A 24790-nucleotide genomic window follows, 5' to 3' on the forward strand; every position below is an offset into this window, starting at 1 on the left:
CCAGCGCGCGGACGTCGAGTCCGTGCAGTAGTGCGGCGGCGACGACGCGGCGGCCGATGCTGCCGGTCGCTCCGACGACGAGCACGGAGCTGGGTTGATCGGTCATCTGTCTGCTCCTCCTGGTCTTGATGCGGTGTGCTGCCTGGTGCTGCGGACGGGCTCGACAGGTCCGTACTGCGCTGCCGCCCGATCGCGCCGCCTGGCCTGCGATTCTCAGTGAGGCGCGACGGCCCCTGCGCCCTCGGGTGCGGCGAGCCGCCAGGGGCGGACGACGAGTGCGAGGACGACGAGCGCCGAGGTCAGGCCCGCCACCACGACCGTGCCCATGGCGACGGCGTCGTTGCCGAGCAGCCCGACCACGGGTGAGACCACCGCCCCGATCCCGAACTGCACGGCGCCCAGCAGTGCCGCCGCTGCGCCGGCGGCCTCGCCGTGCCGGGACAACGCGAGGGCCGGCGCGTTGGGCATGGCGAGCCCGGCGGCGAAGAGCACTGCCCAGACGGGCAGGGCGACACCGAGCAGTCCCCCGGTTGCCGTGGTGGCCAGCGCCAGCAGGACAACGCCGGCCAGCGCGGCAGCTGCGGTCCCGGCGACCAGTACCTGCCCCGGCGACCAGCGGCGCAGGAGCACGGGGTTGAGCTGGGTGGCCGCGATCAGCCAGACGGCACCCACGCCGAAGAACACGCCGAACTCCTGCTCGTCGAGGCCGTACTGCCCCTGGTAGACGAACGACGACCCCGCGATGTAGCTGAACAACGCTGCCATGGTCAAGCCGGCGACGAACACCAGCCCGACATAGGTCCGGTCGCGGAACAGGGACCCGTAGGTCCGCATGGTGGTGGCCACCCCGCTGCGGCGCCGGCGCTCGGGTGGCAGGGTCTCGCGCAGCGCGAACCAGCCGCCGATGACCAACAGGAGCCCGTACACCGCGAGGACGACGAAGAGCCCCCGCCAGGTCGTGAAACGGAGGACCTCGCCACCGATGGTGGGCGCCAGCACGGGCGCTGCGCCGATCACAAGGAAGAGGCGGGACAACATCGTCGCGGCCGCACGTCCGTCGAAGAGGTCACGGACGACAGCCAGGGCGATGACCGCGCCAGCTGCCGCCCCCACGCCCTGCAGCACGCGCAGAGCTCCGAGAACGGCGATGTTCGGCGCAATGAGGATCAGCAGTGAGGCGACCACGTGGAGCGCGGTGCCGGCCAGCAACGGCCGGCGACGTCCGATGGCGTCGGACAGCGGACCGAGCACGAGTTGGCCGAGAGCCAGGCCGATGAGCGTCCCGGTCAGCGTCAGCTGGACCGCGGACGCGGTGGTGCCGAGATCTGCGGCGATGGTCGGCAGCGCCGGCAGGTACATGTCGATGGTCAGTGGACCGACTGCGACGAAGGCCCCGAGGGTCAGTGCGGTCCGTGCGACGCCGGGGCGCCGTTCGTCGCTGCCGGGAAGTCCGGCGGGGGGTGTGTGGAGGGCGGTGCCGTCTCGCAGGGTGGTCACGTCGTTCTCTCTCAGATGATGGGCTTCGACCTGCCGTTGCCTCAGCCGACTGCGGCCGGGTGCCCGGCCCGGCCCGCGGCGGGCCGGGCCGGGCCGGAGATCAGCGCAGGGTCGAGTTGTCGATCACGAAGCGGTACCGGACGTCGGACTTCAGCACCCGGTCGAACGCCTCGTTGATCTGCCTGGCGTCGATGACCTCGACGTCGGCGGTGATCCCGTGCTCGGCGCAGAAGTCGAGCATCTCCTGGGTCTCCCGGATGCCGCCGAAGGACGAGCCGGCGTAGGAGCGACGCTGACCGAGCAGGGCGAACACGTTCACCGACATCGGCTCGGCGGGGACACCGAGGTTGACCAGGGCGCCGTCCATCGCGACCAGCGACAGGAAGGCATCGACGTCGACCTTGGCGCTGACCGTGTTGAGCACCAGGTCGAAGGTGTTGGCCAGTTCGGTGAAGGTCGCCGGGTCGCTGGTCGCGCGGTAGTCATCGGCGCCCAGCCGCAGGCCGTCGTCCTTCTTGCTCAGCGTCTGGGACAGCACGGTGACCTCCGCGCCCATGGCCTTGGCCAGCTTGACCGCCAGATGGCCCAGCCCGCCCAGGCCGACGACGGCGACCTTGGTCCCCGGGCCGGCGTTCCAGTGCCGCAGCGGCGAGTAGGTGGTGATGCCCGCGCACAGCAGCGGCGCGGCGGCGGCCGGGTCCAGACCAGCGGGGACCTTGACGACGAAGTCCTCGACCACCGGGACGTGCGTGGAGTACCCGCCCTGGGTGAGCCGGCCGTCCACGTCCACCCCACCGAAGACCAGGGTGTGGCCGTTGAGGCAGTACTGCTCCTCGCCCTTGCGGCAGTTGACGCACTCCCGGCAGGAGTTGACCATGCAACCCACGCCCACCCGGTCACCCACGGCGTGCCGGGTCACCTGCGGGCCGACCTCGGTGACGGTCCCCACGATCTCGTGGCCGGGCACCAGCGGGTTGGGCACGGGACCGAAGTCACCGCGGGCGAAGTGGATGTCGGAGTGACAGATCCCGCAGTAGTCGATCTCGATCATGACGTCCCGCGGCCCGAGATCACGCCGCTGGACGGTCATCGGAGTGAGCGGGTCGGTGGCGGACGTCGCGCCGTAGGCGTTGACGGTGAGCACGGTTCTCCAGGTGTCGTGGGACGTAGCCGCTCCGGGGTGCCGCCGCTCTTCTGGCGGGGACTTCACCTCGGAGGCGATGACCAGAGAACCCTCGAACAGCGCGGGTTGGCAGGGCCGGTCGTTCCAGGTACCGGCAGAGCCCCCCTCCCGGCTTGCGGACCGCCCAGGCATGCACGACGTGCCTGGCGTCGTCGGGTCCGGTCGCCGCGCGGTGCGGCTCAGAGGTCGCGGAACAGCTGGGCGATGTCATCGGGCATCGGCACGTCGTCCGAAGGCCGGTAGTCGGCCGGCGGTGTTCCGTCCGCGGTCGCGGCGGCGGCGTCGGCCAGCCCGAAACGGGCACGCAGCCGACCGTAGAAGTCGGTCGGGCGCAGCCGCACCAACCGCGCCCGAGTGGCGCCCGCGTGGACCGCCACCCAGTCCCCGGGCTCCAGGACGCCGCGCAGCTGGCCGTCGACGCTGACCGCCACCCGGCCGGAGCGCTCGAGCACCCGGACGCCGACCGTCTCGTCCGCGGCCAGCAGCAGACTGCGGTCGAACACCATGTGCGGAGCCACCGGGGTGAACACGAGAGCATCCAGTCGAGGCGAGACCACCGGTCCCCCGGCGGCGAAGCTGTAGGCAGTCGACCCGGTGGAGCTGGCCACGATGAGGGCATCTGCTGAGTAGGAGGCGAACAGCTTGGCGTCCAGGTAGACGCCCAGGCTGGCCTGCCGGTCGCGCGCCAGTTTCTCGAAGACCACGTCGTTCACCGCGACCTCGTCCACGGGCACGCCGTACCCCACGTCGTCCGGGTCACCGGGGCGCGGCACCGGTGGCGGCAGCGCCGGCCCTCGGCCGTAGCGGAGCAGGCCCTCGATCTCCGGTGGGATGGACAGCGGCCGACTCGCCCGCATCCGCAGCGTCAGTCGCGGCTCCACCGGTGCTGTCCCATCTACGCAGGCATCCAGCGCCCGTTCCACCTCCTCCGGTCGCACCTCGGTGAGGAAGCCGACCCGGCCCAGGTCCACGCCCAGCACCGGAGCGTCGTGCCGCGCAGCCACGCGCACCCCGCGGAGGAAGGTGCCATCGCCGCCCACGGTCACCACCAGGTCCAGCGCACCCGTGGCGTCGTCGATACCGGCGCCCATGGTCGCGAAGGCCTCCGCCGTGGAGCCGGAACCCGGGTCGGTCCACACGTCGACGTCGATGACAGCCACGTCACGGCGGCCGGCCCAGGCGCGAACCCGCTCGGCCACATCACGGGCAGCGGGACGGCCCCCGTGGACCACCAGCCCGATCCTCCGCACTGAAACCATGGCTCCTCCCCGGATGAGCAACGCGATGGCCACCTCGTGCCCCGTACCGCGCCGGCGAACACCCGGGTGGGGATAGGACCGGCTCGCCGCACGCGGGAGACCGCCAGCGTGGGCCGTCCGGTCTCAGTCGGTCGAGCCCAGGATCCGGCCGAGAGCGGCCTCGTCGGGATGACGCAGCGTCGTCCCCGTCCGCGGGACGACGACGACGGGCAGGTCGGCCTCGGACACGCCGAGCTCGTCCAGGAGGGCGCTGTCGGTGCCGGCCTCCACGTCGACGAGATCGGTCGTGAGGTCGTGCTCACGGGCCCACTCGCGCAACCGGCGGGTGTCCGGGCTGCCGGGCCGCCCGATGATGCGCAGGTCGGCGGAGAGCTCGAACCGGATGGCACGGCGGATGAGGAAGGCCCGCTGCACCAGCTCGCGCAGCTCCGTGTCCTCGGCGAGGACTCTGCGGAACTGGTCCTGCGACAGGTGGAGCACCTCGCCAGCTCGGATCACCACCGCCGTCCGGGACACGGGCTGGCTGCTGAACAGGTCCAGTTCCCCGAGGAACCGTCGTTCGCCGTGCACCCGGACGACCGGGTCGGTCCCGCCCAGCTGACCGACGACCGCCACCGCGCCGGAGAGGATGACGTGGAAGTCGTACCCGGGGTCACCGGGCCGGTAGAGGACGTCCCCGGCGACGACCTGCCGGCGAGTGCCGAAGCGTTCGAGCCGGCTGATCTGGGCGTCGGTCAGCCGCGGGTGGTCACCGCCGCGGTCCGGTGTCTCCGGCAGGTCGGCCGGGAGGTCCGGCAACGCCACGACGGCATCCCGGCCGTGCTCGTCCGAGCCCACCGGAAGGCCACCCCCCGTCGTGGAGTCGGGGGCAGCACCTGTGAACGGACCCGGGACGGCGTCCTCGTCCGCACTCGCCAGCAGTGCGGCGGCCAGTGTGTCCGCGTCGTGGGTTCCGGTGTGCCGGCGCCCGCCGATGAAGAACGTGGGAATGCCGGTGACGCCGCTGGCCTCGGCGGAGGCGACGTCCTGCCCTATCCGACGGGCATGGCTGCCGGCGCCGAGATCGCGGGCGAAGCGCGGCAGGTCCAGGCCGATCGCCGCGGCGTGGTCGAGCAGGTCGGTCGTGGACAGCTGCTCCTGGTGGGCATAGAGCCGGTCGTACATCTCCCAGAACCGCCCCTGCCCGGCGGCGGCCTCCGCAGCCTCGGCCGCCAGCTGCGCGTGCGGATGGACGTCGGTCAGTGGTGCATGCCGGAAGACGTAGCGCAACCGGTCGCCGAAGCGCGCTCGCAGTTCGTCGACCGCGCCGGTGGCGCGGCCGCAGAACGGGCACTCGAAGTCGCCGTACTCCACCAGCGTCAGCGGCGCCTCCGCCGGGCCCCTGATGTGGTCCCGGTCGGCGTCGACCGCCGGGTGGAGGAGGTCGGGCCGGGAGCCCGTACCGGGGGATCGCCGGGCGGCGAGCAGCAGCGTGCTCGTGCCTATCGCCATGGCCAGCAACGAGGCGGCCAGCACGCCGACCCGGGCCTGATCGGCGAGCTGTTCGTCGTCGAAGGCGAGGTCGACGATGAACAGCGAGATGGTGAAGCCGATGCCCGAGAGCGCGCCACCGCCGGCCAGGGTCGAGCCGGTGAGACCGGGCGCCAGGTCACCCAAGCGCAGCCGCACCGCGAGGACGGTGCCCAGCAGGATGCCGACGAGCTTGCCCAGCACGAGACCGGCGACGACGCCGAGTGTGATGGACGAGGTTGCCGCGGCACGCAGGGTGTCGCCGGACAGCGTCACACCGGCGTTGGCGAGGGCGAACAACGGCACGATCACGAAGCTGGTCCACGGCTGCCACAGCCGCTGCAGTCGCTCCCCCGGCGGCACGGAGCGTTCGATGGACAGCCGGGCGGCGTGCGCGAACTCCGGGTTCGGTGACTGCAGGTACGCCCGGGTGCGGCGAGCGGCGTCCTCAACCTCCTCCCGCCGGGCGATGTAGGCCGGCGTCACCAACGCGATCACCACGCCCAGCAACGTCGGGTGGACACCAGAGAGGTACAGGGCGACCCATGCGATGGTCCCGAGTACCAAATAGGCTGGCCCCCGCCAGACGTTGAGCCACCGCAGCCCCAGCATCAGCCCCAGCACCAGCACCGCCAGACCGAGCGGGAGCAACCGCAGGTCCTCGGTGTAGAACAACGCGATGGCGGCGAGCGCGCCGACGTCGTCGGCGATCGCCAGGGCCAGGAGGAAGACCCGCAGCTGAGGTGGGCACGCCGAGCCGACCAGGGCGAGGACGCCGAGCAGGAAGGCGGTGTCGGTCGAGATGACCACACCCCAGGCGGCCACCCCTTCCCCGCCGAGGTTGAACGCCACGTACACCAGGGCGGGGACGACCAGTCCGGCGAGGGCGGCCAGTGCCGGGACCGCAGCTCTCCGCCGGTCGGCGAGCTCCCCGATGGACAGCTCGCGCTTGACCTCCAACCCGACTACGAAGAAGAAGAAGGTCATCAGGCCGTCGTTCACCCAGTGCTGCAGGTCCAACGACAGCTCGCTGTTTCCGGCCCCGAATCGCACCGGGGTGTGCCAGAAGTCGTCGTAGCTGTCACCCCACGGCGAGTTGGCCCACAGCAGCGCGATGACCGTGGCGGCCAGCAACAGGCCCGCCCCACCGGCCTCGGTGCGCAGATGCCGACGCAACGGCGCCATCCTGGCGAGCAGACCGGTGCCGCCGGCAGTGGACCGGCTGTCAGCGACCGTCATCGAGATGCTTCTCCATCGGTTCGGGGCGGCGGTGGACCGGCGGCATCGGTCGACGCGAGGTGCGCTGGGCCGTGGGCGGACACAGGCGGTGCCCTCGACAGCGTTGCCGCATCTACAGCCAACCGCAGGACGGGGAGTGGCGCCAGGTACTGCCAAGGCACCCCAGCGCCGTCCGACCACGCGGGCACCGCCGCCCCGGTGAGCCGCGGCGGCGGGTACGGGAGGAACCGGTGTGCCCCAGTCATGACAGTGCCTCGGAGAAGTTCGTCGGTGCGTAGCTACGTCGCGAATGTGACGGGCGCACACATCGTCGACGCGGTCGACCGGACTGTCGCGCCGGCACCTCGGCGTGCAGTCGTGGTGGGTGCGTCCCTGACGGGTCTGGTGACCTCGCTGCCTCTGGCACGCGCCGGCTGGCACGTGGTGGTCCTGGAACGCGTCGGCATCCTACGGAGGAGCGGCGCAGCACCGGCCGTGGACCCGCAGGACCTGCTCCGGCTGCTCGGATCGGGGCCTCCGTCACCGTGCCGGCCCGACCTCGCGGTCGATGCGGCGGCCACGGGCGCTGGACTCCCGGTGACGTGGGAGCGCTGCACGCCGGCTGCAGGCGGCCGCCAGGTGTGGACGTCGCCGGTTCCCGCCACCGCCCACGCGTGCCCCTCGTCCTGCTCGATCTCCACGACGCGGGAGCAGTTGCGCACGTCGATGGTCGCGTGCCCGGAAGCTGACGGTCGACGGGCGCCGGACGCGGATCTACGCCGCCCACAACTGATCGGCGACGCGAGGCCCTGCCGGTACAGGTACCGGCAGGGCCTCCCTCCTGCGGTGTAGCCCGGACGCCGTCCGGGGAGGACCGAAGAGTCAGGCCGTGGTGGTACCGGTGCGACGACGCCCGCACTCCCGGCCTCTCGACGTCCCCGGTCCCCTCGCGGACCCTCACCGACAGGAGGCACCGTGCCCGCGAACATCGGCTACGCCACCTCCGACGCCAGCAGCCCGCTCGCTCCCCTGGAGTTCGACCGTTCACCGGTCGGACCCGAGGACGTGCTGATCGACATCCGCTACTGCGGCGTCTGCCACTCCGACGTCCAGCAGGCCCGCGACGAGTTCGACGGCGCGCTGGCCACCACCTTCCCCTGCATGCCCGGCCACGAGATCGTGGGCATCGTCGCCGAGACCGTGGCCAAGGACGTCCGCTTCCGGTTCGTCATCGACAACGCCACCCTGCGCCCAGCGGGCGCCTGACCGCGACGAGGCACACCCGACCGTGACCAGGCGCATCTCGCCCCGGCCCGGCCACGCTGCGACGCCGCCCGGCGCCCGCTCTCATCCGAAGGAGAACCTCATGGAGACATCACCCTCCGACGTGCTCGTCGTCGGAGCCACCGGCAGCGTCGGACGGCTGGCCGTGGAGGAGTCCCTCCGCCGCGGTCACCGGACCCGCGCCCTGGTCCGGAGCAGCCGCAGGGCCAGGGACCTGCCCGCCGACGCGCACGTCGTCGTGGGCGACCTGACCCGCGCCGAGACCCTCGCCGAGGCGGTGGACGGCGTGGACGGGGTCGTCTTCACCCACGGATCGCACGGCGGCGCACGGGACGCCGAGCTCGTCGACTACGGCGCTGTGCGCAACGTCCTGCAGGCGCTCGGCGACCGGCCGGCGCGCATCGCCCTCATGACGTCGATCGGGGTCACCCGCCACAGGCCCGCTCTCGACTGGAAACGCCGTGGTGAGCGCCTGGTACGTGCCAGCGGACGCCCGTACACGATCGTCCGCCCGGGCTGGTTCGACTACAACGACCCCGACCAGCTCAGCCTGGTCATGTTGCAGGGCGACCACCGTCAGTCGGGAACGCCGGCCGACGGTGTGATCTCCCGCCGCCAGATCGCCCAGGTGCTGGTGGACGGCCTGACCTCGCCTGCGGCGGAGCGGAAGACTCTCGAGCTCGTCGCCGAGCGCGGCCCCGCCCCGGCCGACCTCGACCCGCTGTTCGCCACCCTCCGGACCGACACCCAGGGAGAGCTGGACGCCGTCCTGGACCCGGACAACATGCCGTTGTCGCAGGAGCCCGACACGGTGCAGCAGGACCTCGCCTATCTCGGTCACCGCGCCTGAGCGTCTTCGCGAACGACAACTCCGATGGGTCAGCTCGGGAACAGCCGGCCGGGACCCGACCTCGGTGGCGGGACAACCAGCGGCGAGGAGCGAAGCGTGAACATCGACTTCGCGGGAAAGGCCGCCTTCGTCACCGGCGGCTCGAAGGGGATCGGCAAGGCCATCGCCGAGACGCTGGCCGCCTCCAGCGCCAACGTCGGCGTCATGGCCCGCGGCAAGGACGAACTCGAGGCGACGGTCGCGGAGCTGAACGCCCGAGAGGGCGGCAGGGCTCTCGCCGTCGCCGGGGACGTCTCGAGCCGCGACGAGCTGGGCGAGGCCGTCCGGCGCACGGCCCGAGAGTTCGGCGGCCTGCACCTCGCGGTCAACAACGCCGGCATCACGGGGCGAGGGGGCCTGCTCCACGAGACCGGGCCGGAGAACTGGCGCACCGTCATGGGCGTCAACCTTCACGGCCTCGCCTACGCGATGATGGCCGGGATCGTCGCCTTCCTCCTGTCCGACCTATCCAGCTGCACCACCGGGACGGACATCCTCCTCGACGGGGCCTTCCTGCTGCGGGAGTGAGGTCCCGCCGGCGGGCGGCAGGAACCGTCCGCGCCCGACGCCTTCGTGAACCCCTTCGATCGTCCGCCTCGTCCTTCGGAGACCGCTTCTACCCATGGTCGGAACCCTTCTCTTCATCGCCGTCCTCCTGTTCGTGCTGGTGGTGCTGCCGACCTACCTCTGGTGGCGCCTGGTCCGCGCGCCCACGGTGCCTGGCCGCACGCGGCGGTGGCTGACCGCCCTGACCGTCGTGGTCGTGCTCATCCCGCTGACCGCCGGGCGGCTCGATCGCGTCGTCCCCGAGGACGCTGTCACTCCCCTGTCCTGGATCGCCTACAGCGTGGTGGGCGTCCTCCTGTACCTCTTCCTCGCACTCCTCGTTCTCGAGCCGGTGCGGCTGGGTCTCCGGGGCTGGACGCGCAGGCCCATCCCGCAACCAGCGCCGGCCCCAGGAGCCGGCGTAGCCGAACGGGAACCGGAGACCGTCCCGAGCGGGGCCCGCAGCCGATCAGGCAGCGAGGACGCCCCGGCTCGGCCCGACGGGCAGAGCCACGCCCACCGCGATCGTCCGGAGAACGGCCGCGTGGTCGACCCGTCCCGGCGGCTGTTCCTGGCCCGGAGCATGGCGACCACGGCTGGTGTCGTTGCTCTCAGCACCACGGGCGCCGGCACGTACTTCGCCAACAGCGCTCCGGTCGTCCAGCGCGTGCCCATCACCTTGCGTGGACTGGATCCCGCGTTCGACGGGTTCCGGATCGTCACCTTCTCCGACGGGCATCTCTCCGAGACGTACGGTGGACGACGGTTCGAGCGGCTGGTGGAGATCGTCAACGCACAGCGGCCCGACGTCGTAGCGGTCGTGGGTGACCTGGTGGACGGCGAGGTCGACGACCTGCGCGACGACGTGGCCCCCCTCTCCGACCTGGTCAGCGAGCAGGGCGTGTACTTCGTGACGGGCAACCACGAGTACTTCGTCGACACCCGGGCGTGGCTGCGTCACCTGCCGACCCTCGGGGTGGAGGTCCTCCGCAACCAGCGCGTCCCGCTGCGCCGGGGGACGGCGACCTTCGATCTGGCGGGCATCGACGACCGCACCGCGGCCGCCTCGGGTGTTCCCGGACACGGGGCCGACCTCGACGCAGCCCTCGACGGCCGGGACGACAACACGCCCGTCGTGCTGCTCGCGCACCAGCCGGTGCAGGTGGCGCAGGCGGCAGCGGCCGGCGTGGACCTGCAACTGTCCGGGCACACGCACGGCGGTCAGTTGTGGCCGTTCGACTACGTGGTCAGCCTCGAGCAGCCCGTCGTGGAGGGACTGAGCCGTTACGGCGACACCCAGATCTACGTCACCCGTGGTGCCGGCTATTGGGGGCCGCCGATGCGGGTGGGGGCCCGCCCCGAGGTGACCGTCGTGGAGCTCCGGTCACCTCGCACCTGACCGGGGCAACGGCCCCGCTCGCCCGGCGCCCGGAATGTTCGCGAGAGCGCATGCACGCCAACTGGCGGCACGTGTGCCGGAGTCCGCCGCTCCGGTCAGGGGGCCGGCGCGTTGCGGTCCTCGTTCCGCTGGTGCGAGTAGCGCCGCGTCTCCACGGCGATCAGTGCTACGAGGATCGCCAGCAGCCCGGCGAGCGCGGCGAGTGGCGGCGCGTACGCCGCCAGCGGGGTCACCGCGAGCAACAGAACCGTGGTCACCACCCGGGCTCGGCTGACAGGGAGACGTAGCCGGTTGCTGAACAGCAGGTGGCCGGCGAGGTAGACGGCGAACCCGCCGAACAGCGCCACGGCGTAGAAGCCGTCCAGTCGTTCGGTCTCGTCGGCGTTGGCGATCACTCCCTCCACACCGACCGCGGCCAGGATGACGCCAGCGACGAGCACGAAGTGCCCGTAGGTGTAGCCCTCGATCGCCATCTTCGCCCGCGCTTGGCCCGGCGCTGCCGCCATCCGCTCCTCCGCAGCGACCGCGATCCCGTCGAAGTACAGCCACCACAGGCACAACACAGCAGCGATCCCGAGCACGCAGGCCAGGATCAACGGCGCCCCGACGGTCTGCTCGGCCGCCCCGACACCCATCGCGACCACCGACTCCCCGATGGCCAGAAGGACGAACAGACCATGCCGTTCGGTCCAATGGCCGGCGCTCTGCACCCGCCAGCCACCTCGCAGGGAGGTGAGGTACACCCCGCCCCAGTCGACGACCAGGGCAGCGCTGAACAACAGCGTCTGAGCCGCGCCGCCAAGCAGCACACCGGCCACAAGCAGGACCGCACCGGCGGCTGTAGGGATCCAGCTCACAGCGATCTGGCGCCGCAACGACGGGTCCCCACCGGCGGCGATCGAGTACACGGTGAGGTGCAGACAGCGCACCAACAGGAATGCGCACACGAGAACCAGTGGGCCGTGCAGACCGCCGGGGGCGTCGCGCCACGCCTCAGGAATGGTCACCGCGACGACGAAGACCGCCGCAGTCGCCACCGCCATCGCGGTACGCACCAGCCCCTCGTCGGCACGCGCATGGTTGCCCAGCCAGGTGTACCCCGTCCACGTCCACCACAGCAGGGCCAGGAGCAGCATGCCCTGCACGACGCCGAGAGCACTGTGCGTCCGGAAGATGTACCCAGTGATCTGGATCGCGGCGAAGACGTACACCAGGTCGAAGAAGAGCTCGAACGTCGTCGCGCGGTCAGTTTCGTCGGTGTGTCGGACGGCGCTCAGCATGTGCAGGCGGCCTCTGGTGTTGCGGTGCTCGACCATGATCGGGTGCCTACCCGCCCGGCCGGGAGGTACCAACAAGGCCCTGTCTGCCGGTTTACCCTGACACGGTGAACGCCCAGGCTGAGGTGCGGCAGTTCCTGGTCACGCGACGCGCCCGGTTGACTCCAGAGACGGCCGGCTTGCCTACTGCCACCGGCCGCCGCCGAGTCCCTGGGCTGCGTCGGGAAGAGCTGGCGAGTCTTGCCGGGGTCTCGGTCGACTACTACATCCGGTTGGAACGCGGAAATCTGAGCTGCGCCTCCGACGGCGTGCTTGAGGCGATCGCCCGCGCGCTCCAGCTCAATGACGTCGAACGGGCCCACCTCTTCGACCTCGCTCGCGCGGCACAGGCCCGCGCACCATGGCAGTCCCCTCGGTCGACGTTGCGGCCGGGTCTGCAGGCGATGGTGGACGCCATGACCGGCGTGCCGGCCATCGTCCGCAACCAGCGCCTGGACATCCTCGCCGGCAATCGGCTCGGTCGCGCGCTCTACTCCGAGCTGTACCGCGCCCCTGCCCGGCCCGTGAACCTGGCCCGCTTCGCCTTCCTCGAGCCGCGCGCCCACGACTTCTGGGTGGACTGGCCTGAGGCCGCGGACGCCACCGTCGGTGTCTTGCGCACCGAGGCGGCCCGGAGCAACGACCCAGGCCTCACCTCCCTGGTCGACGAGCTCTGCGCGCGCAGCGAGCAGTTCCGCGCCCGCTGGGCTGCGCATGACGTCCGTCTGCACGGGGCCGGGACGAAGCAGCTGAACCATCCGGTCGTCGGTTCCTTGGAGGTTCAGTACGAGACGCTTCAGCCGCCGATCGATCCCGGACTGACGATGCACGTCTACACCGCCCGTCCGGGGTCGGCGTCCGCCCTGGCGTTAGAGCGCCTCACCGCCTGGTCGCTGGACCAGTTGCCGGAGAAGGACTCCACCCACGATAGGAACGAGGACCTCGGCGCCTGAACCCGCCAATCACCCGTCCGGCGGATCTCAACCGCTCCTTTCTGCCCCGCCGGCGTCCGCGTCATGCAGGCCCTGCCAGGCCCTCCCTCCCCCACCCATTCCCGAATAGCCTCGAAGACGTCGCTCGGCACACGCATCCGGATCCTGGATCGAGGTTTTCCCGACGAGCCGACGCACGGCGCCCTGTCCGCCCATCGTCCGCCGTCGGGTCGGCCGTCCCCGTGTCGCGCCGATTGCCGTGGCGTCCCAGCCGCGGTACACGACGTGCACCCCTGCACATCCGCGTAGCCGGTCACCGCCGAGGAGGACAAGCATGAAGTTCGACGTCAGGTTCCCCAGCAAGGGGCTGATGCTCGCCGGCCACCTGTACGTGCCCGACACCTACGACGGCAGCCGGCTGCCTGGCATCGTCGTCTCCCACCCGTGGGGCGGCGTGAAGGAGCAGACCGCTGGCCTCTACGCCGAACGCCTGTCCCGCCAAGGCTTCGCCGCCCTCGCCTTCGACGCCGCCTACCAGGGCGAGAGCGAGGGTGAACCGCGCGGTGTGGAGGACCCCTTCCAGCGCGCAGAGGACATCAAAAGCGCGGTCTCCCACCTGGCCGCACGCGAGGACATCGACCCACAGCGGATCGGCGCACTCGGCATCTGCGCCTCCGGCGGGTACGTCCCGTTCACCGCGCAGACCGACCGGCGCATCAAGGCAGTGGCGACCGTCAGCGCCCTCGACGCCGCAGACCTGTACCTCAACGGTCTGGGGCGGACAAACGACCCGGCCGTCGCCAGCGCCATGCTCGACCAGGCCGGCGTGATGCGCACCGCTGAGGCCCGGAACGAGGGGGTCGTGTACGCGCGCACCCTGCCCGAGCGCGAGGAAGAAACCGCCGGCTTGCCCAAGCACTACCACGAGTGTTGGGAGTACTACCGCACCGCGCGAGGCTTCCACCCGCGCTCTCCCAACTGGTGGGTGCCGCGCAGCATCGAGTACTTCGCCATGTTCGACGCGTACGCGCACATCGAACGGATCTCGCCGCGTCCGCTCCTGATGATCGCCGGCACCCAGGCCGAGACGGCGTACTTCAGCGAAGAGGCGATCAAGAGGGCCGACGAGCCCAAGGAGTTGTTCTGGATCGACGGGGCCACCCACGTCGACCTGTACGACAAGGACGAGTACGTCAGCCCCGCGGTCGCCAAGCTCACCGAGTTCTTCGGCGAGCACCTGGCGGCCTGACGACGTGTGCTGCGCCGCCGCTCGGACGGCGCAGCACACGGTCCGGCGGCTGCCTCACCCGCTGTTGCTGAACCGCTGTTCCAGCCTTCGGCGGGATCGAGACCCACCCCGTGCGAGGCGGACGTCGACTGCGCCTGCCACGCGGACCGGCGCCCCACCGCACGGCAGGGACCCCTGGACGTCCCCCGTCACCGAAGGCATGCCCCGGCAGCCGAGGTGACGCCAGGGTTCCCCGTCGGAAATTGCGACCCAACACTGCGGAAAGGTGTTCATCATGCGCGGATATGTCCTGCACGGCAGAGGCGATGCCTCCTTCGGCGAGATCCAGGTGCCGCCCCTGGGCCCCTACGATGCGCTCGTACGCACCACGGCCGTGGCGACCTGCACCACGGACGTGCACATGATCAACGCCGCCCCCTATCCCAATGCGATCGGCAAGCCGCTGGGGCACGAGGGAGTCGGCGTCGTAGAGAAGGTCGGCGACCTCGTCAGGGACTTCACTCCCGGGGACCGAGTGATCCTGTCCGCCGGCGGCGCCGACTGGCGGATCCCCCAGGCACAGCGCGGGGAGGCGAAGTACTACCCGAACAACATGCCCTACTTCTCGGAGGATCCCCTGCAGGGCGGCGTCTTCGCCGAGTACGTCAGGGCTCTCGACGCCGACATGTCGATGGCACCGATCCCCGACGGGGTCAGCGACGAGCAGGCGCTCATGGTGCCGGACATGGTCGCCACAGCCTTCACCGGCGTCGAGCGCATGCAGATCGAGTTCGGCGACATCGTGGCCGTCCTCGGCGTGGGCCCGGTCGGCCTCATGGGCGTCGCCGGCGCGGCCCTCAAGGGCGCGAGTCGCATCATCGTCATCGGCTCCCGCCCCAAGACGCTGGACCTCGCCCGCCGGTACGGGGCGACCGACGTGATTGACTACAAGCAGGGTCCCGTCGTCGATCAGGTCCTGGCCCTCACCGGAGGGGTGCCCGTGGACTCGGTACTGGTCGCCTCCGGCGGCTCGGCGAGCGACCAGTTCACCACCGCTTTCCGGATCGTCAAGCCCGGCGGGCACATCGCCAACGTGTCGCTGTACTACGAGGACACGGTGACCCTGCCGATGGACGCCTTGTCATACGGCGGCATCGAGAAGTTCTTCACGGGCGTCTTCGTGCAGACCGGACGAGAGTTCTACACCCGCCTGCTGCGCCTCATCGAGCAGAACCGCCTCGACCCCACCGGCTTGATCACGCATCGCTTCGACGGATGGGACCAACTCCCGGAGGCGCTCGACCTGATGCGCAGTCGCAACCCCGACGTCATCAAGCCGATCGTGACCGTCTGAGACCTTCACACCTCGGTCGGGGCTCGTCGAGCCATCTGCCCGACGAGCCCCGCGTGGCGACTTCTCGGTCGGCTACCGGCCGAGAAGTCGCCACCTGCAGACCCGGGTTGAAGTAGGACATGCCCGCGGGACCTCGGGCCTGGCAGGGAAGCACAACGCGAGCGGAAGTCGACTCGGGCGCGCCCGAAACGTCTCCAGGGAGGTAGTGACAGGTCCTCCCGCGTGCTCAGCAAGGGTTGTGTCATGGGGACATGCGAGGAGCTGTCATCCATGGGACCAAGGACATCCGATTCGAGGACCGGCCCGACCCGGTCGTCACCGAGCCGACCGATGCCGTCATCCGCACCGTCGCCGCCTGCGTGTGCGGATCGGATCTGTGGCGCTACCGGGGCATCCAGGAGGTCCTGGAGTCGACGCCGATCGGCCACGAGTACGTCGGGATCGTCGAGCAGGTCGGTGACGCCGTCACCACCGTGAAGCCCGGCGACTTCGTCGTCGGCGGGTTCCTGCACAGCGACAACACCTGCGCGGTGTGCGCCAAGGGCATGCAGGCCAACTGTCAGCACGGCGGCGGCTTCGACGGCTGCCAGGCCGAGAAGATCCGCATCCCGGACGCTGACGGCACGCTGCTCGCCACGCCCGGACAGCCCGACGCCGACCTCATCCCCAGCCTGCTGGCGCTGTCCGACGTGATGGCTACCGGGTGGCACGCGGCGGTATCCGCCGATGTCCGGCCCGGCTCGAGCGTCGTGGTCGTCGGCGATGGCGCGGTGGGCCTCAGTGGGGTACTGGCCGCTGCCCAGCTTGGGGCAACCACCATCATCGCGATGAGCCGGCACGAGCCCCGCCAGCGGGTGGCCAGGGAGTTCGGCGCCACCCACGTCATCGCCGAGCGCGGCGACGCGGGCCTCGCGCAGGTGCGGGAACTGACCGACGGCATCGGTGCGGACGCCGTGCTGGAGTGCGTCGGCACCGAAAATGCCCGCGCCCAGGCCGTGGCCTACGCCCGCCCCGGCGGCATGATCGGCCTGGTCGGGGTCCCGCACGGCGACCTGCCCACCGACGAGCTGTTCTGGGCCAACAAGGGCATCCGCGGCGGCGTCGCGCCGGTGCGCGCATACCTGCCGCACCTCCTGGACCTGGTGCTGCGCCGGGAGATCGACCCGGGCAAGGTCTTCGACCTCACCCTGCCCCTGTCCGAGGTCGCCGAGGCCTACCTGGCCATGGACGAGCGGCGCGCCATCAAGGTGCTCCTCCAGCCTTGAGCCACGAGCGCGCCCGCTACGGTCCGCCCAGGAGTGAGGGCGCAGGCACTAACCGCCGGCATGCGGTCGTGGTCGGTGCCTCGCTGGCCGGCCTCATGACCTCCCTCGCCCTGGCGCGGGCCGGTTGGCAGGTCACCGTGCTGGAGCGCGCGGGCGCCCGCCGCTCCAGCAGCGCGGCGCTGGCGGTCGACCCGCCCGACCTCGTCCGGCTGCTCGGACAGGAGGCCTCCGCCACGGTGCTGCCACACCTCGCGCACGACGCGGCCGACGTCAGCGGAGGCCTCCCCGTGACCTGGCGGGCCCTCCACTCCGGCTTGCAGGCCGCGGCCGCCGAGCACTCCGGCATCCGGCTGCACCACCACTCCCCCGTTGTGGAGGTCGGGCAGGACGCCCGCCAGGCCTGGGCGGCCACGAACACCGGTGCGGTCCACGTGGGTGACCTCCTGGTGGGCGCGGACGGGTACCGGTCGCTGGTGCGTGCCGCGGTGGCACCGGACCGGCCGGACGCGCGGTTCGCCGGGTACGTGCTGTGGCTGGGCGTCGCCGACGAGCAGGACCTCGGCTCGGTGCGGTGGCCGACCGGCCTGGACATCCGTTCCAGCGGCGGGCACTTGCTGCTCGGTTACCCGCTGCCGGCGCCCGACGGCTTGCCGACCGTCGGGTCTCGGCGTCTTGGCTGGGCCTGGTACGACGCCAGCCGCAACGGGCTCCTCCGCCGGATCGGCGCCGTCGAGGGCAGCGTCGTGCAGCACTCGCTACGCGAGACCGACATACCGGAGGAGACCTACGCCGAGCTGGCCGCCGGGGCCCGTCAGCACTGGCCGGCGCCCTGGTCGACCGCGATCATCGACTCCATCGAACGGCGCGCGGTCACCGCCACCCCGATCAGCGAGTACCTCCCCGACCGGCTGGTGGCCGGCCGGCTGGTCCTGGTCGGGGATGCCGCGCACGTCCCGACCCCCATGACCGGCAGCGGGTTCGCAGCCTCGCTGGCCGATGCGGAGGCGCTCGGGCGTGCCACCGCTGCCACGGACGCCCACGAGGTGCCGGTCGCCCTGCTCGAGTACGAGCAGGACCGCCTGCAGCCGGCTCGGTCGCTCGTCAAGTCCGGACAGAGCTTCAGCCGGTCCTTCGCCGGCCGCTGACCAGCGGCTCGGTGTCCACGCGGTCGCCGACCGGTCGACCGACGACCGGTCCCACAGAAGAGGAGAGGGCATGCCACAGCTCGCAGGCAAGGTCGCGCTGATCACCGGAGGCAACTCCGGCATCGGCTTCGGCACGGCCAAGCGGATGGTCGAGGAAGGCGCCTTCGTCTACATCACCGGCCGGAACCAGGAGAGCCTGGACCGGTCCGCCGCCGAACTCGGCGAGAACGCCAGGGCGATCCGGGCGGACGTGACCAGCCGAGCCGCCATGGACGACGTCGTGGCGACGATCCGACGCGACCACGGACGCCTCGACATCGTCTTCGCCAACGCGGGTGCCGCCTGGTACAGCACGGTCGAAGACCTGACCGAGGAGGAGTTCGACAAGGGGTTCGGCCTGGACGGCAAGGGCACGCTGTTCACGGTGCAGGCCGCCTTGCCGCTGCTCCGCGAGGGTGCGTCGATCATCGTCAACACCTCCATCACCCAGACCATGGGCCTGCCTACCTTCGGCGTGTACGCGGCCAGCAAGTCGGCGCTGCGCAGCTTCGTCCGGACCTGGATGAACGAGCTGCGCGACCGTCGCATCCGGGTGAACGCGATCAGCCCCGGCGTCATCGAGACCGAGTCCTACGCGAAGGACATGGGCGTCGAGGGCGCGGCTGCCTATGTCGAGCGCGTCGTGGAAGAGATCCCGGTAGGCCGCATCGGCCGGCCGGAGGACATCGGCAACGCCGTCGTCTTCCTCGCCTCCGACGCTGCCGGCTTCATCAACGGCACCGAACTGACCGTCGACGGCGGCCAGACGCAGATCTACGCCGGCCACAACTGAGGAGACCCATGAGCACCAACGCCCCCACCGACGTCCTCGTCGTAGGAGCCACCGGCAGCATCGGAGAGCTGGTCGTCGCGGAGTCGATCCGCCGCGGCCACCGGACGCGGGCCCTCGTCCGGGACCGTGGCCGGACGGCATTCCTGCCGGGCGACGCACAGATCGTCGTAGGCGACCTCACCCAGGCCGACACCCTGACCGAGGCCATCGACGGGGTCCACGCGGTCGTCTTCACCCACGGCTCGCACGGCGGGGCGCGGGCTGCCGAGCTCGTCGACTACGGGGCCGTCCGCAACGTCCTGCAGGTACTCAGGGGCCGGCCGGCCCGGATCGCTCTGATGACCGCCATCGGGGTCACCAACCCCTATCCGGGCCACGACTGGAAGCGACGCAGCGAGCGCCTGGTCCGCGCCAGCGGCCTGCCCTACACGATCGTGCGGCCCGGCTGGTTCGACTACAACCAACCCGACCAGTTGGAGCTGGTGATGCTGCAGGGAGACCGCCGCCACGCCGGCACACCGGCCGACGGCGTGGTCTCCCGCCGGCAGATCGCCGAGGTGCTGGTCGCCAGCCTCTCCTCGCCAGCGGCGGAGCGGAAGACCCTGGAGCTGGTCGCCGAGCGCGGGCCCGCCCCGACCGATCTGGACCCGCTGTTCTCCGCTCTGCAGCCAGATCCGCAGGGAGCACTCGACGCGGTCCTGGACATCGACAACATGCCGTTGTCGGCCGAGCCCACCGCAGTCCGGCAGGAACTGGCCGCCTTCTCGGCACGCGGCCGCTGAACGGAACGGGGACGCCGGCCAGTCGGCCGGCGTCCCCGTTCCCTCCCGCCGTTCTGGCGCCTCCGGACGGCCGGGCACGACCGGGCGGCTGGATGGATCACGCGCTGCTCCACGCCGCGAGGCGGGCACCACCCAACCCGGTACTGACAGAGCCCCCCAGGACGGTCGCGCGGGGGTGCCACTGCTCTCAGACTCGTGTCCATGGACTACACCCGACTGGGAACATCAGGTCTCGAGGTCAGCCGCATCGCGCTCGGTTGCATGAGCTTCGGCCGGCCAGGCAACGGCTTCGACTGGGCGCTGGACGCCGAGGGGGCTGAGCCGATCTTCCGGCAGGCCGTGGAACTGGGCATCACCTTCTGGGACACCGCGAACGTCTACAGCGCAGGCACCAGCGAGGAGATCGTCGGCGAGGCGATCACCAGGTACAGCACTCGTGAGGACGTCGTCCTGGCCACCAAGCTCTTCGCGCCGATGGGCTCGGGCCCGGGCGGCAAGGGCCTGTCCCGCCGCGCCGTGTTCGAGCAGGTCGACGCCTCGCTCCGGCGTCTGGGCACCGACTACATCGACCTTTACCAGATCCACCGCTTCGACCCGAACACCCCGGTCGCTGAGACCATGGAAGCCCTGCACGACGTCGTGAAGGCCGGCAAGGTGCGCTACCTCGGCGCATCGTCTATGTGGGCCTGGCAGTTCTCGAAGATGCAGTACACCGCGGAACTGAACGGCTGGACGCCGTTCATCTCCGTGCAGGACCAGTACAACCTGGTCATGCGCGAGGAGGAGCGCGAGATGTTCCCGCTGCTGGCCGACCAGGGCGTGGGCAGCATCCCGTGGTCGCCGCTAGCCGCCGGACTCGTGGCCCGCCCCTGGGGCCAGACGAGCACCACCCGCGGCGGGATGAACCCGACCACCGACTCCGCCGGCACCCCGCTGTTCCTCGACAGCGACCAGGGCACCGTCGACGCCGTCCAGCGGATCGCTGAGGAACGCGAGGTCTCGATGGCCCAGGTCGCCATGGCCTGGGTGCTGCGGAACCCCGTCGTCTCCGCGCCGATCGTGGGTGCCACCAAGCCCCACCACCTGGCCGACGCGGTCGCCGCTCTGGACGTGGAGCTCATCGACGACGAGGTGGCCGCGCTGGAGGAGCACTACACCCCGCGCACGCCGACCTACTACGGGACGCCGTCCGGGTACTGAGCGAACGGGGGCCCGCCTGACGCGGTGGGCCCCCGACCGCGCTGGCGGAGAGCACTCCGCGGCCCATCAGCTGTCGGTCGTCCCGGCGGCACAGAGAGAAACCACATGAGCAGCGTCCTCGTCGTCATCGGGCCCGGCCAGACCGGGCAGGCCATCGCCCGGCGGGTCGGCGTGGGCAAGCACGTCGTCCTGGCGGACATGCGCCGGGAGAACGCTGACGCGGCGGCCGGGGTCCTCAGTGACGCCGGCTATGACGTCAGCGTGGCCACGGTGGACGCCTCTTCCCGCGAGGCCGTCCACGCGCTCGTCGAGACCGTCACCGGTCTGGGTGAGGTCACCGGCTTGATCCACGCGGCCGGCGTCTCCCCCTCCCAGGCGTCGCCCTCGACCATCACGAGGGTCGACCTGTACGGCACCGCCCTGGTGCTGGAGGAGTTCGGCACCGTGATCGCGCCGGACGGCGCCGGCGTCGTCATCGCCTCGCAGTCCGGCCACCGTCTGCCGCCGCTGACGGTGCAGCAGAACGAGTTGCTGGCCACCACGCCCGTGGAGGAGCTGCTCGGCCTGCCCTTCCTGCAGCCGGACCAGGTGACCGACTCGCTGCACGCCTACCAGCTGGCCAAGCGCGGCAACTCCCTGCGCGTGATGGCCGAGGCTGTGCGCTGGGGCGAGCGCGGCGCGCATCAATACGATCAGCCCCGGCATCGTCATGACCCCCCTCGCCCGGGACGAGCTCAGCGGCCCGCGCGCCGAGGGTTACCACCGCATGATCGAGGGCTCCCCCGTGGGCCGGGCGGGCACCCCAGACGAGGTGAGTTCTGTCGGCGCACTGCTGATGGGCCCCGACGGTGGGTTCATCACCGGCAGCGACTTCCTCATGGACGCCGGGGTGACCGCCTCCTACTGGTTACGGCCCGCTGGCGCCGGCCAGAGGGTGAGCAGCCGCGGGGGCGGAACGTCGTCCCCGCCCCCGCGCGTGGGCCACTGCACCAGCCGTGACCTGGCGTGACGGCCGTCGGCTGCCCGGGGGGCGGTCGGCCGCGCGGTGTGGCCGACCGCGGACGGGCATCAGCTCCGCTGGCCGTTCTCGACGTCGGTGACCTGCTCGCCCCACTCGGTCTCCGGGCCGTCCTGCCCTTCGGCCAGACCGTCCCAGATCGCCAGGTGGGTCATGAACGTCTCCGGGGAGGCGCCGTGCCAGTGCCACTCCCCCGGCGGGCACCAGACGGTCTGCCCCGGGTGGATGGTGACGACCTCCCCACCGCGGGACTGGGTCAGTCCGACGCCCTCGGTGACGTGCAGGGTCTGGCCGTTGGCGTGCCGGTGCCAGGCGGTGCGGGCACCGGGTGCGAAGTGCACGGTGTTGACCTTGCCGCGGGTCTGCGTCCCGGGTGCGATGACGTCGAAGTACACGTCCCCGGTGAACCAGTCGGCCGGTCCCTTGACCGAGGGCTGCCTGTCCAGCATCTCCACGTTCGTCTCCTCATCGGCTGCTCGCTGGTGTCCCGACCGGGGTGGCCCGACCGGGGTGGCCCGGGGGACGACGTCGGCTGGACACGGGAACACGGTGGGCCGGGACGGGACCCGGCCCACCGTGGAGTCCCCCGCGCCTGTCAGGGACGGACGAGGACCTTGAGCGCGGTGCGCTCGTCCATGGCGGTGTAACCCTCCGGGGTGGCGTCGAGGGCCACGGTGCGGTCGAACACCTTGCCGGGCTCGATGCGGCCCTCCAGCACGTCGGGCAGCAACTCCTCGATGTAGGAGCGCTGGGCGCCGGGACCGCCGGCGAGCCGGACGTTGCGGCCGAACAGGCTGCCCATCCCGATCGGCGCCTCCTCGTACTGCGGCACGCCGACCCGGCTGATGATCCCGCCGGACCGGACCGTGCCGATGGCCATCTCGTAGGCGTTCATGTACCCGACGCACTCCAGCACCGCGCGGGTGCCCTTGCCGCCGGTCAGCTCGAGCACCTTGGCGATGCCCTCCTCACCACGCTCGGCCACGACGTCGGTGGCACCGAACTCACGGCCCAGATTGGTGCGGGCCTGGTGGCGGCCCATCAGCACGATCTGCTCGGCGCCCAACCGCTTGGCGGCCAGCACCGCCAGCAGGCCGACCGCACCGTCACCGATGACCGTCACCGACGTGCCAGGGCCGACCTGGCCCATGACGGCGGCGTGGTGGCCGGTGATCAGGACGTCGGACAGGGTCAGCAGCGAGGGCAGCAGCGCCGAGTCCTCCCCGACCGGTGCCTTGACCAGCGTGCCGTCGGCCAGCGGGACCCGGACCGCCTCGGACTGCGCGGTGGAGAAGAAGCCGCCGTGCTCGCAGGACGTGGTCAGTCCCTCGCGGCAGAACTCGCAGGTGTTGTCGAAGTAGGCGAACGGGGCGATGACGAAGTCGCCACGGCTGATGAGGGAGACTTCGCTGCCGACCTCCTCGACCACACCGATGAACTCGTGGCCCATCTGCGTGCCCTGCTCGGCCGCCGGCATCGAGTGGTACGGGTGGAGGTCGCTGCCGCAGACGCACGCGCGGACCACCCGCACCAGGGCGTCGGTGGGCTGCTCCAGCTTCGGGTCGGGCAGGTTCTCCACCCGGACGTCACCGGCGCCGTACATGACTGTTGATCGCACGGGTTCGTGCCCTTCTGTCGGAACGGGGAACGGGATCGGCTGCAGCGGTCCGCAGCCGATCCCTGTCGACACAACCCGCGATCGTGTCCACGTGGGAGGGTCTGCCGTGCCAGGTACCCGCAGGGCCTCCCACCAAGCACCGCGCTGGAGTTCTCTCGGCGGGCGTTCCGGACGTGCGCACAGCCGGTCGCCGTCGTCGGCGGCGTCCCGACAGGGCCATGACAGGGCACCCAGGATGGCCGACGCGGTCCCGCTCGGCCACGGGCGAAGGGGGGCGAACTGCTGGTCAGGAGCGCTGACTTCGCGCGGCTCTGGGAGCGCTACGAGGTGGGCGGCCACACCGCTGGACGCAAGACCTTCCACCATCCGCTCGTCGGCGACACGGGCCTCGGCTTCCAGTCCATGCAGCTGGAAGGCAGCCCCGGGCACCGGCTGGTCACCTACCTCGCCGACCCGGGAACCCCCGAGCACGACAAGCTGATGCTGCTCGAGATGGCCGGGCGTGAGTCGGCGCCCCGCAGCGCTCGTGACCAGACCGGGTCCGTGGCTGGCGGGCCGACCACGGCCGACGTGTCCAGCGACCCGCGACCCATCGATCGGGGTACTGACAGGGCCTCCCTGTCGGGTGGCCGCCCCCCGTGCCCGGTGGCTGACTCGAGGAGCCGGAGTCCACCACCTGCGAGGAGGAAGACCGTGGAACACGTCCGCCTGGGTGAACTGGAGGTCAGCCGCATCGGCCTGGGAGCCATGGGGACGTCCTTCGCCTACACGGGTGCCGGCACCGACGACGACGAGTCGGTGCGGACGATCCACCGAGCGCTGGAGCTCGGCGTCACGCTGGTCACCTACTCGCCGCCGGGCCATGGCCTCCTGACCGGGGCCATCCGCTCCGAGAGCGACTTCGGGCCGGACGACGCCCGGGCGACCAACCCGCGGTTCACCGGGGAGAACGTCCAGCGCAACCTGGCGCTCGCCGACCAGGTCCAGGAAGTGGCGGCCGAGGTCGGCGCCACCCCGGCTCAGGTGGCCATCGCCTGGCTGCTCAGCAAGGGCCCCGATGTGGTGCCGATCCCCGGCACCAAGCGGGTCTCCCGGGTGGAGGAGAACACTGCTGCCGAGAAGGTGGAGCGGACCGCGGATCAACTGCGGCGGCTCGACGAGCTGCCTGCGCCAGCCGGCGGGCACCACAGCGAGGCGCAGATGGCCATGATCGACCGCTGACCTCCCAGCACGGACACCGAGGGCCGGCGTCATCGACATCGGGCCCTGACCTCATCCCGCGTAGCACCGGCACAAATCCACCCGTGCCGGGGGGC

At 71.2% G+C, this 24790-nt stretch carries 21 protein-coding genes; 14 read left to right on the plus strand and 7 right to left on the minus strand.

Annotation, left to right across the window (positions count from 1 at the left end; all coding sequences use genetic code 11):
* Positions 1-213: 213 nt before the first annotated feature.
* From G5C62_RS10990 to nhaA, 4 genes are all read right to left on the minus strand, one after another.
* A complete protein-coding gene (locus G5C62_RS10990) occupies positions 214-1497 on the minus strand; it encodes a multidrug effflux MFS transporter (RefSeq protein WP_241175826.1) in 1284 nt (427 codons plus the stop codon).
* A gap of 100 nt (positions 1498-1597) precedes the next feature.
* Positions 1598-2641 carry an NAD(P)-dependent alcohol dehydrogenase gene (locus G5C62_RS10995; protein ID WP_164700987.1) on the minus strand — a complete coding sequence of 348 codons (1044 nt, stop codon included), beginning with the start codon at positions 2639-2641 and terminating at the stop codon, positions 1598-1600.
* A 218-nt stretch (positions 2642-2859) separates the two neighbouring features.
* Positions 2860-3939, minus strand: a complete 1080-nt coding sequence (locus tag G5C62_RS11000) for an NAD(+)/NADH kinase (RefSeq protein ID WP_164700988.1) — start codon at positions 3937-3939, stop codon at positions 2860-2862.
* Positions 3940-4062: 123 nt separating this feature from the next.
* Positions 4063-6687 (minus strand): Na+/H+ antiporter NhaA, encoded by a 2625-nt coding sequence (gene nhaA, locus G5C62_RS11005; RefSeq protein WP_164700989.1) that lies wholly within the window; start codon positions 6685-6687, stop codon positions 4063-4065.
* 954 nt (positions 6688-7641) lie between these two features.
* Here nhaA and G5C62_RS11010 point away from each other — a divergent pair.
* The 4 genes from G5C62_RS11010 to G5C62_RS11025 all read left to right on the plus strand — a co-directional run bounded on the left by G5C62_RS11010 (position 7642) and on the right by G5C62_RS11025 (position 10784).
* The gene (locus G5C62_RS11010; RefSeq protein ID WP_277424772.1) at positions 7642-7932 is read left to right on the plus strand and encodes an alcohol dehydrogenase catalytic domain-containing protein; all 291 of its coding nucleotides are present in this window, start codon (positions 7642-7644) and stop codon (positions 7930-7932) included.
* 100 nt (positions 7933-8032) lie between these two features.
* On the plus strand, positions 8033-8800 hold the full coding sequence (locus G5C62_RS11015) for an SDR family oxidoreductase (RefSeq protein WP_164700990.1): 768 nt from the start codon (positions 8033-8035) through the stop codon (positions 8798-8800).
* A gap of 96 nt (positions 8801-8896) precedes the next feature.
* On the plus strand, positions 8897-9367 hold the full coding sequence (locus tag G5C62_RS11020) for an SDR family NAD(P)-dependent oxidoreductase (RefSeq protein WP_164700991.1): 471 nt from the start codon (positions 8897-8899) through the stop codon (positions 9365-9367).
* Between the two features lie 94 nt (positions 9368-9461).
* Positions 9462-10784: a metallophosphoesterase gene (locus G5C62_RS11025; protein ID WP_164700992.1), complete on the plus strand. Its 1323-nt coding sequence runs from the start codon at positions 9462-9464 to the stop codon at positions 10782-10784.
* 95 nt (positions 10785-10879) lie between these two features.
* On the opposite strand, the gene G5C62_RS11030 is transcribed toward G5C62_RS11025, so the two are convergent.
* A complete protein-coding gene (locus G5C62_RS11030; RefSeq protein ID WP_164700993.1) occupies positions 10880-12100 on the minus strand; it encodes a low temperature requirement protein A in 1221 nt (406 codons plus the stop codon).
* Between the two features lie 68 nt (positions 12101-12168).
* Here G5C62_RS11030 and G5C62_RS11035 point away from each other — a divergent pair, with 68 nt between their 5' ends.
* The 9 genes from G5C62_RS11035 to G5C62_RS11075 all read left to right on the plus strand — a co-directional run bounded on the left by G5C62_RS11035 (position 12169) and on the right by G5C62_RS11075 (position 21837).
* A complete protein-coding gene (locus G5C62_RS11035; protein WP_036335512.1) occupies positions 12169-13053 on the plus strand; it encodes a helix-turn-helix domain-containing protein in 885 nt (294 codons plus the stop codon).
* Between the two features lie 313 nt (positions 13054-13366).
* Positions 13367-14281, plus strand: coding sequence for an alpha/beta hydrolase (locus tag G5C62_RS11040; protein WP_164700994.1), 915 nt, complete (start codon positions 13367-13369; stop codon positions 14279-14281).
* Positions 14282-14555: 274 nt separating this feature from the next.
* Positions 14556-15614, plus strand: coding sequence for a zinc-binding dehydrogenase (locus G5C62_RS11045; protein ID WP_241175829.1), 1059 nt, complete (start codon positions 14556-14558; stop codon positions 15612-15614).
* Between the two features lie 251 nt (positions 15615-15865).
* Positions 15866-16879: a zinc-dependent alcohol dehydrogenase family protein gene (locus tag G5C62_RS11050; RefSeq protein ID WP_036335518.1), complete on the plus strand. Its 1014-nt coding sequence runs from the start codon at positions 15866-15868 to the stop codon at positions 16877-16879.
* Between the two features lie 68 nt (positions 16880-16947).
* A complete protein-coding gene (locus G5C62_RS11055; RefSeq protein WP_206330583.1) occupies positions 16948-18024 on the plus strand; it encodes an FAD-dependent monooxygenase in 1077 nt (358 codons plus the stop codon).
* A gap of 70 nt (positions 18025-18094) precedes the next feature.
* On the plus strand, positions 18095-18856 hold the full coding sequence (locus G5C62_RS11060; RefSeq protein WP_036335520.1) for a glucose 1-dehydrogenase: 762 nt from the start codon (positions 18095-18097) through the stop codon (positions 18854-18856).
* Between the two features lie 8 nt (positions 18857-18864).
* Positions 18865-19638, plus strand: coding sequence for an SDR family oxidoreductase (locus G5C62_RS11065; RefSeq protein WP_164700996.1), 774 nt, complete (start codon positions 18865-18867; stop codon positions 19636-19638).
* A 201-nt stretch (positions 19639-19839) separates the two neighbouring features.
* Positions 19840-20838 (plus strand): aldo/keto reductase, encoded by a 999-nt coding sequence (locus G5C62_RS11070; protein WP_164700997.1) that lies wholly within the window; start codon positions 19840-19842, stop codon positions 20836-20838.
* 105 nt (positions 20839-20943) lie between these two features.
* Complete coding sequence (locus G5C62_RS11075) at positions 20944-21837, plus strand: SDR family oxidoreductase (RefSeq protein ID WP_206330584.1); 894 nt, start codon at positions 20944-20946, stop codon at positions 21835-21837.
* Positions 21838-21906: 69 nt separating this feature from the next.
* Here G5C62_RS11075 and G5C62_RS11080 read toward each other — a convergent pair whose 3' ends face one another.
* Together G5C62_RS11080 and G5C62_RS11085 are read right to left on the minus strand one after the other, a co-directional pair.
* The gene (locus G5C62_RS11080; protein WP_241175830.1) at positions 21907-22305 is read right to left on the minus strand and encodes a cupin domain-containing protein; all 399 of its coding nucleotides are present in this window, start codon (positions 22303-22305) and stop codon (positions 21907-21909) included.
* A gap of 146 nt (positions 22306-22451) precedes the next feature.
* Positions 22452-23459, minus strand: a complete 1008-nt coding sequence (locus G5C62_RS11085) for a zinc-binding dehydrogenase (RefSeq protein ID WP_241175827.1) — start codon at positions 23457-23459, stop codon at positions 22452-22454.
* Positions 23460-24167: 708 nt separating this feature from the next.
* Between G5C62_RS11085 and G5C62_RS28040 the strand changes: the two genes are divergently transcribed.
* Positions 24168-24695, plus strand: a complete 528-nt coding sequence (locus G5C62_RS28040) for an aldo/keto reductase (protein WP_164701000.1) — start codon at positions 24168-24170, stop codon at positions 24693-24695.
* Positions 24696-24790 lie beyond the last annotated feature (95 nt).

The sequence above is a fragment of the Modestobacter sp. KNN46-3 genome (assembly GCF_011039295.1).

What these genes read in the sequence shown, in the direction of transcription:
- G5C62_RS11040 (WP_164700994.1), top strand. Translation starts at nt 13,367, where the DNA reads ATGAAGTTCGACGTCAGGTTCCCCAGCAAGGGGCTGATGCTCGCCGGC.
- G5C62_RS11050 (WP_036335518.1), top strand. Translation starts at nt 15,866, where the DNA reads ATGCGAGGAGCTGTCATCCATGGGACCAAGGACATCCGATTCGAGGAC.
- G5C62_RS11085 (WP_241175827.1), bottom strand. Translation starts at nt 23,459, where the DNA reads ATGTACGGCGCCGGTGACGTCCGGGTGGAGAACCTGCCCGACCCGAAG.
- G5C62_RS11060 (WP_036335520.1), top strand. Translation starts at nt 18,095, where the DNA reads ATGCCACAGCTCGCAGGCAAGGTCGCGCTGATCACCGGAGGCAACTCC.
- G5C62_RS11045 (WP_241175829.1), top strand. Translation starts at nt 14,556, where the DNA reads ATGCGCGGATATGTCCTGCACGGCAGAGGCGATGCCTCCTTCGGCGAG.
- G5C62_RS11080 (WP_241175830.1), bottom strand. Translation starts at nt 22,305, where the DNA reads ATGCTGGACAGGCAGCCCTCGGTCAAGGGACCGGCCGACTGGTTCACC.
- nhaA (WP_164700989.1), bottom strand. Translation starts at nt 6,687, where the DNA reads ATGACGGTCGCTGACAGCCGGTCCACTGCCGGCGGCACCGGTCTGCTC.
- G5C62_RS11065 (WP_164700996.1), top strand. Translation starts at nt 18,865, where the DNA reads ATGAGCACCAACGCCCCCACCGACGTCCTCGTCGTAGGAGCCACCGGC.
- G5C62_RS11000 (WP_164700988.1), bottom strand. Translation starts at nt 3,939, where the DNA reads ATGGTTTCAGTGCGGAGGATCGGGCTGGTGGTCCACGGGGGCCGTCCC.
- G5C62_RS11075 (WP_206330584.1), top strand. Translation starts at nt 20,944, where the DNA reads ATGAGCAGCGTCCTCGTCGTCATCGGGCCCGGCCAGACCGGGCAGGCC.
- G5C62_RS11070 (WP_164700997.1), top strand. Translation starts at nt 19,840, where the DNA reads ATGGACTACACCCGACTGGGAACATCAGGTCTCGAGGTCAGCCGCATC.
- G5C62_RS11015 (WP_164700990.1), top strand. Translation starts at nt 8,033, where the DNA reads ATGGAGACATCACCCTCCGACGTGCTCGTCGTCGGAGCCACCGGCAGC.
- G5C62_RS11030 (WP_164700993.1), bottom strand. Translation starts at nt 12,100, where the DNA reads ATGGTCGAGCACCGCAACACCAGAGGCCGCCTGCACATGCTGAGCGCC.
- G5C62_RS11025 (WP_164700992.1), top strand. Translation starts at nt 9,462, where the DNA reads ATGGTCGGAACCCTTCTCTTCATCGCCGTCCTCCTGTTCGTGCTGGTG.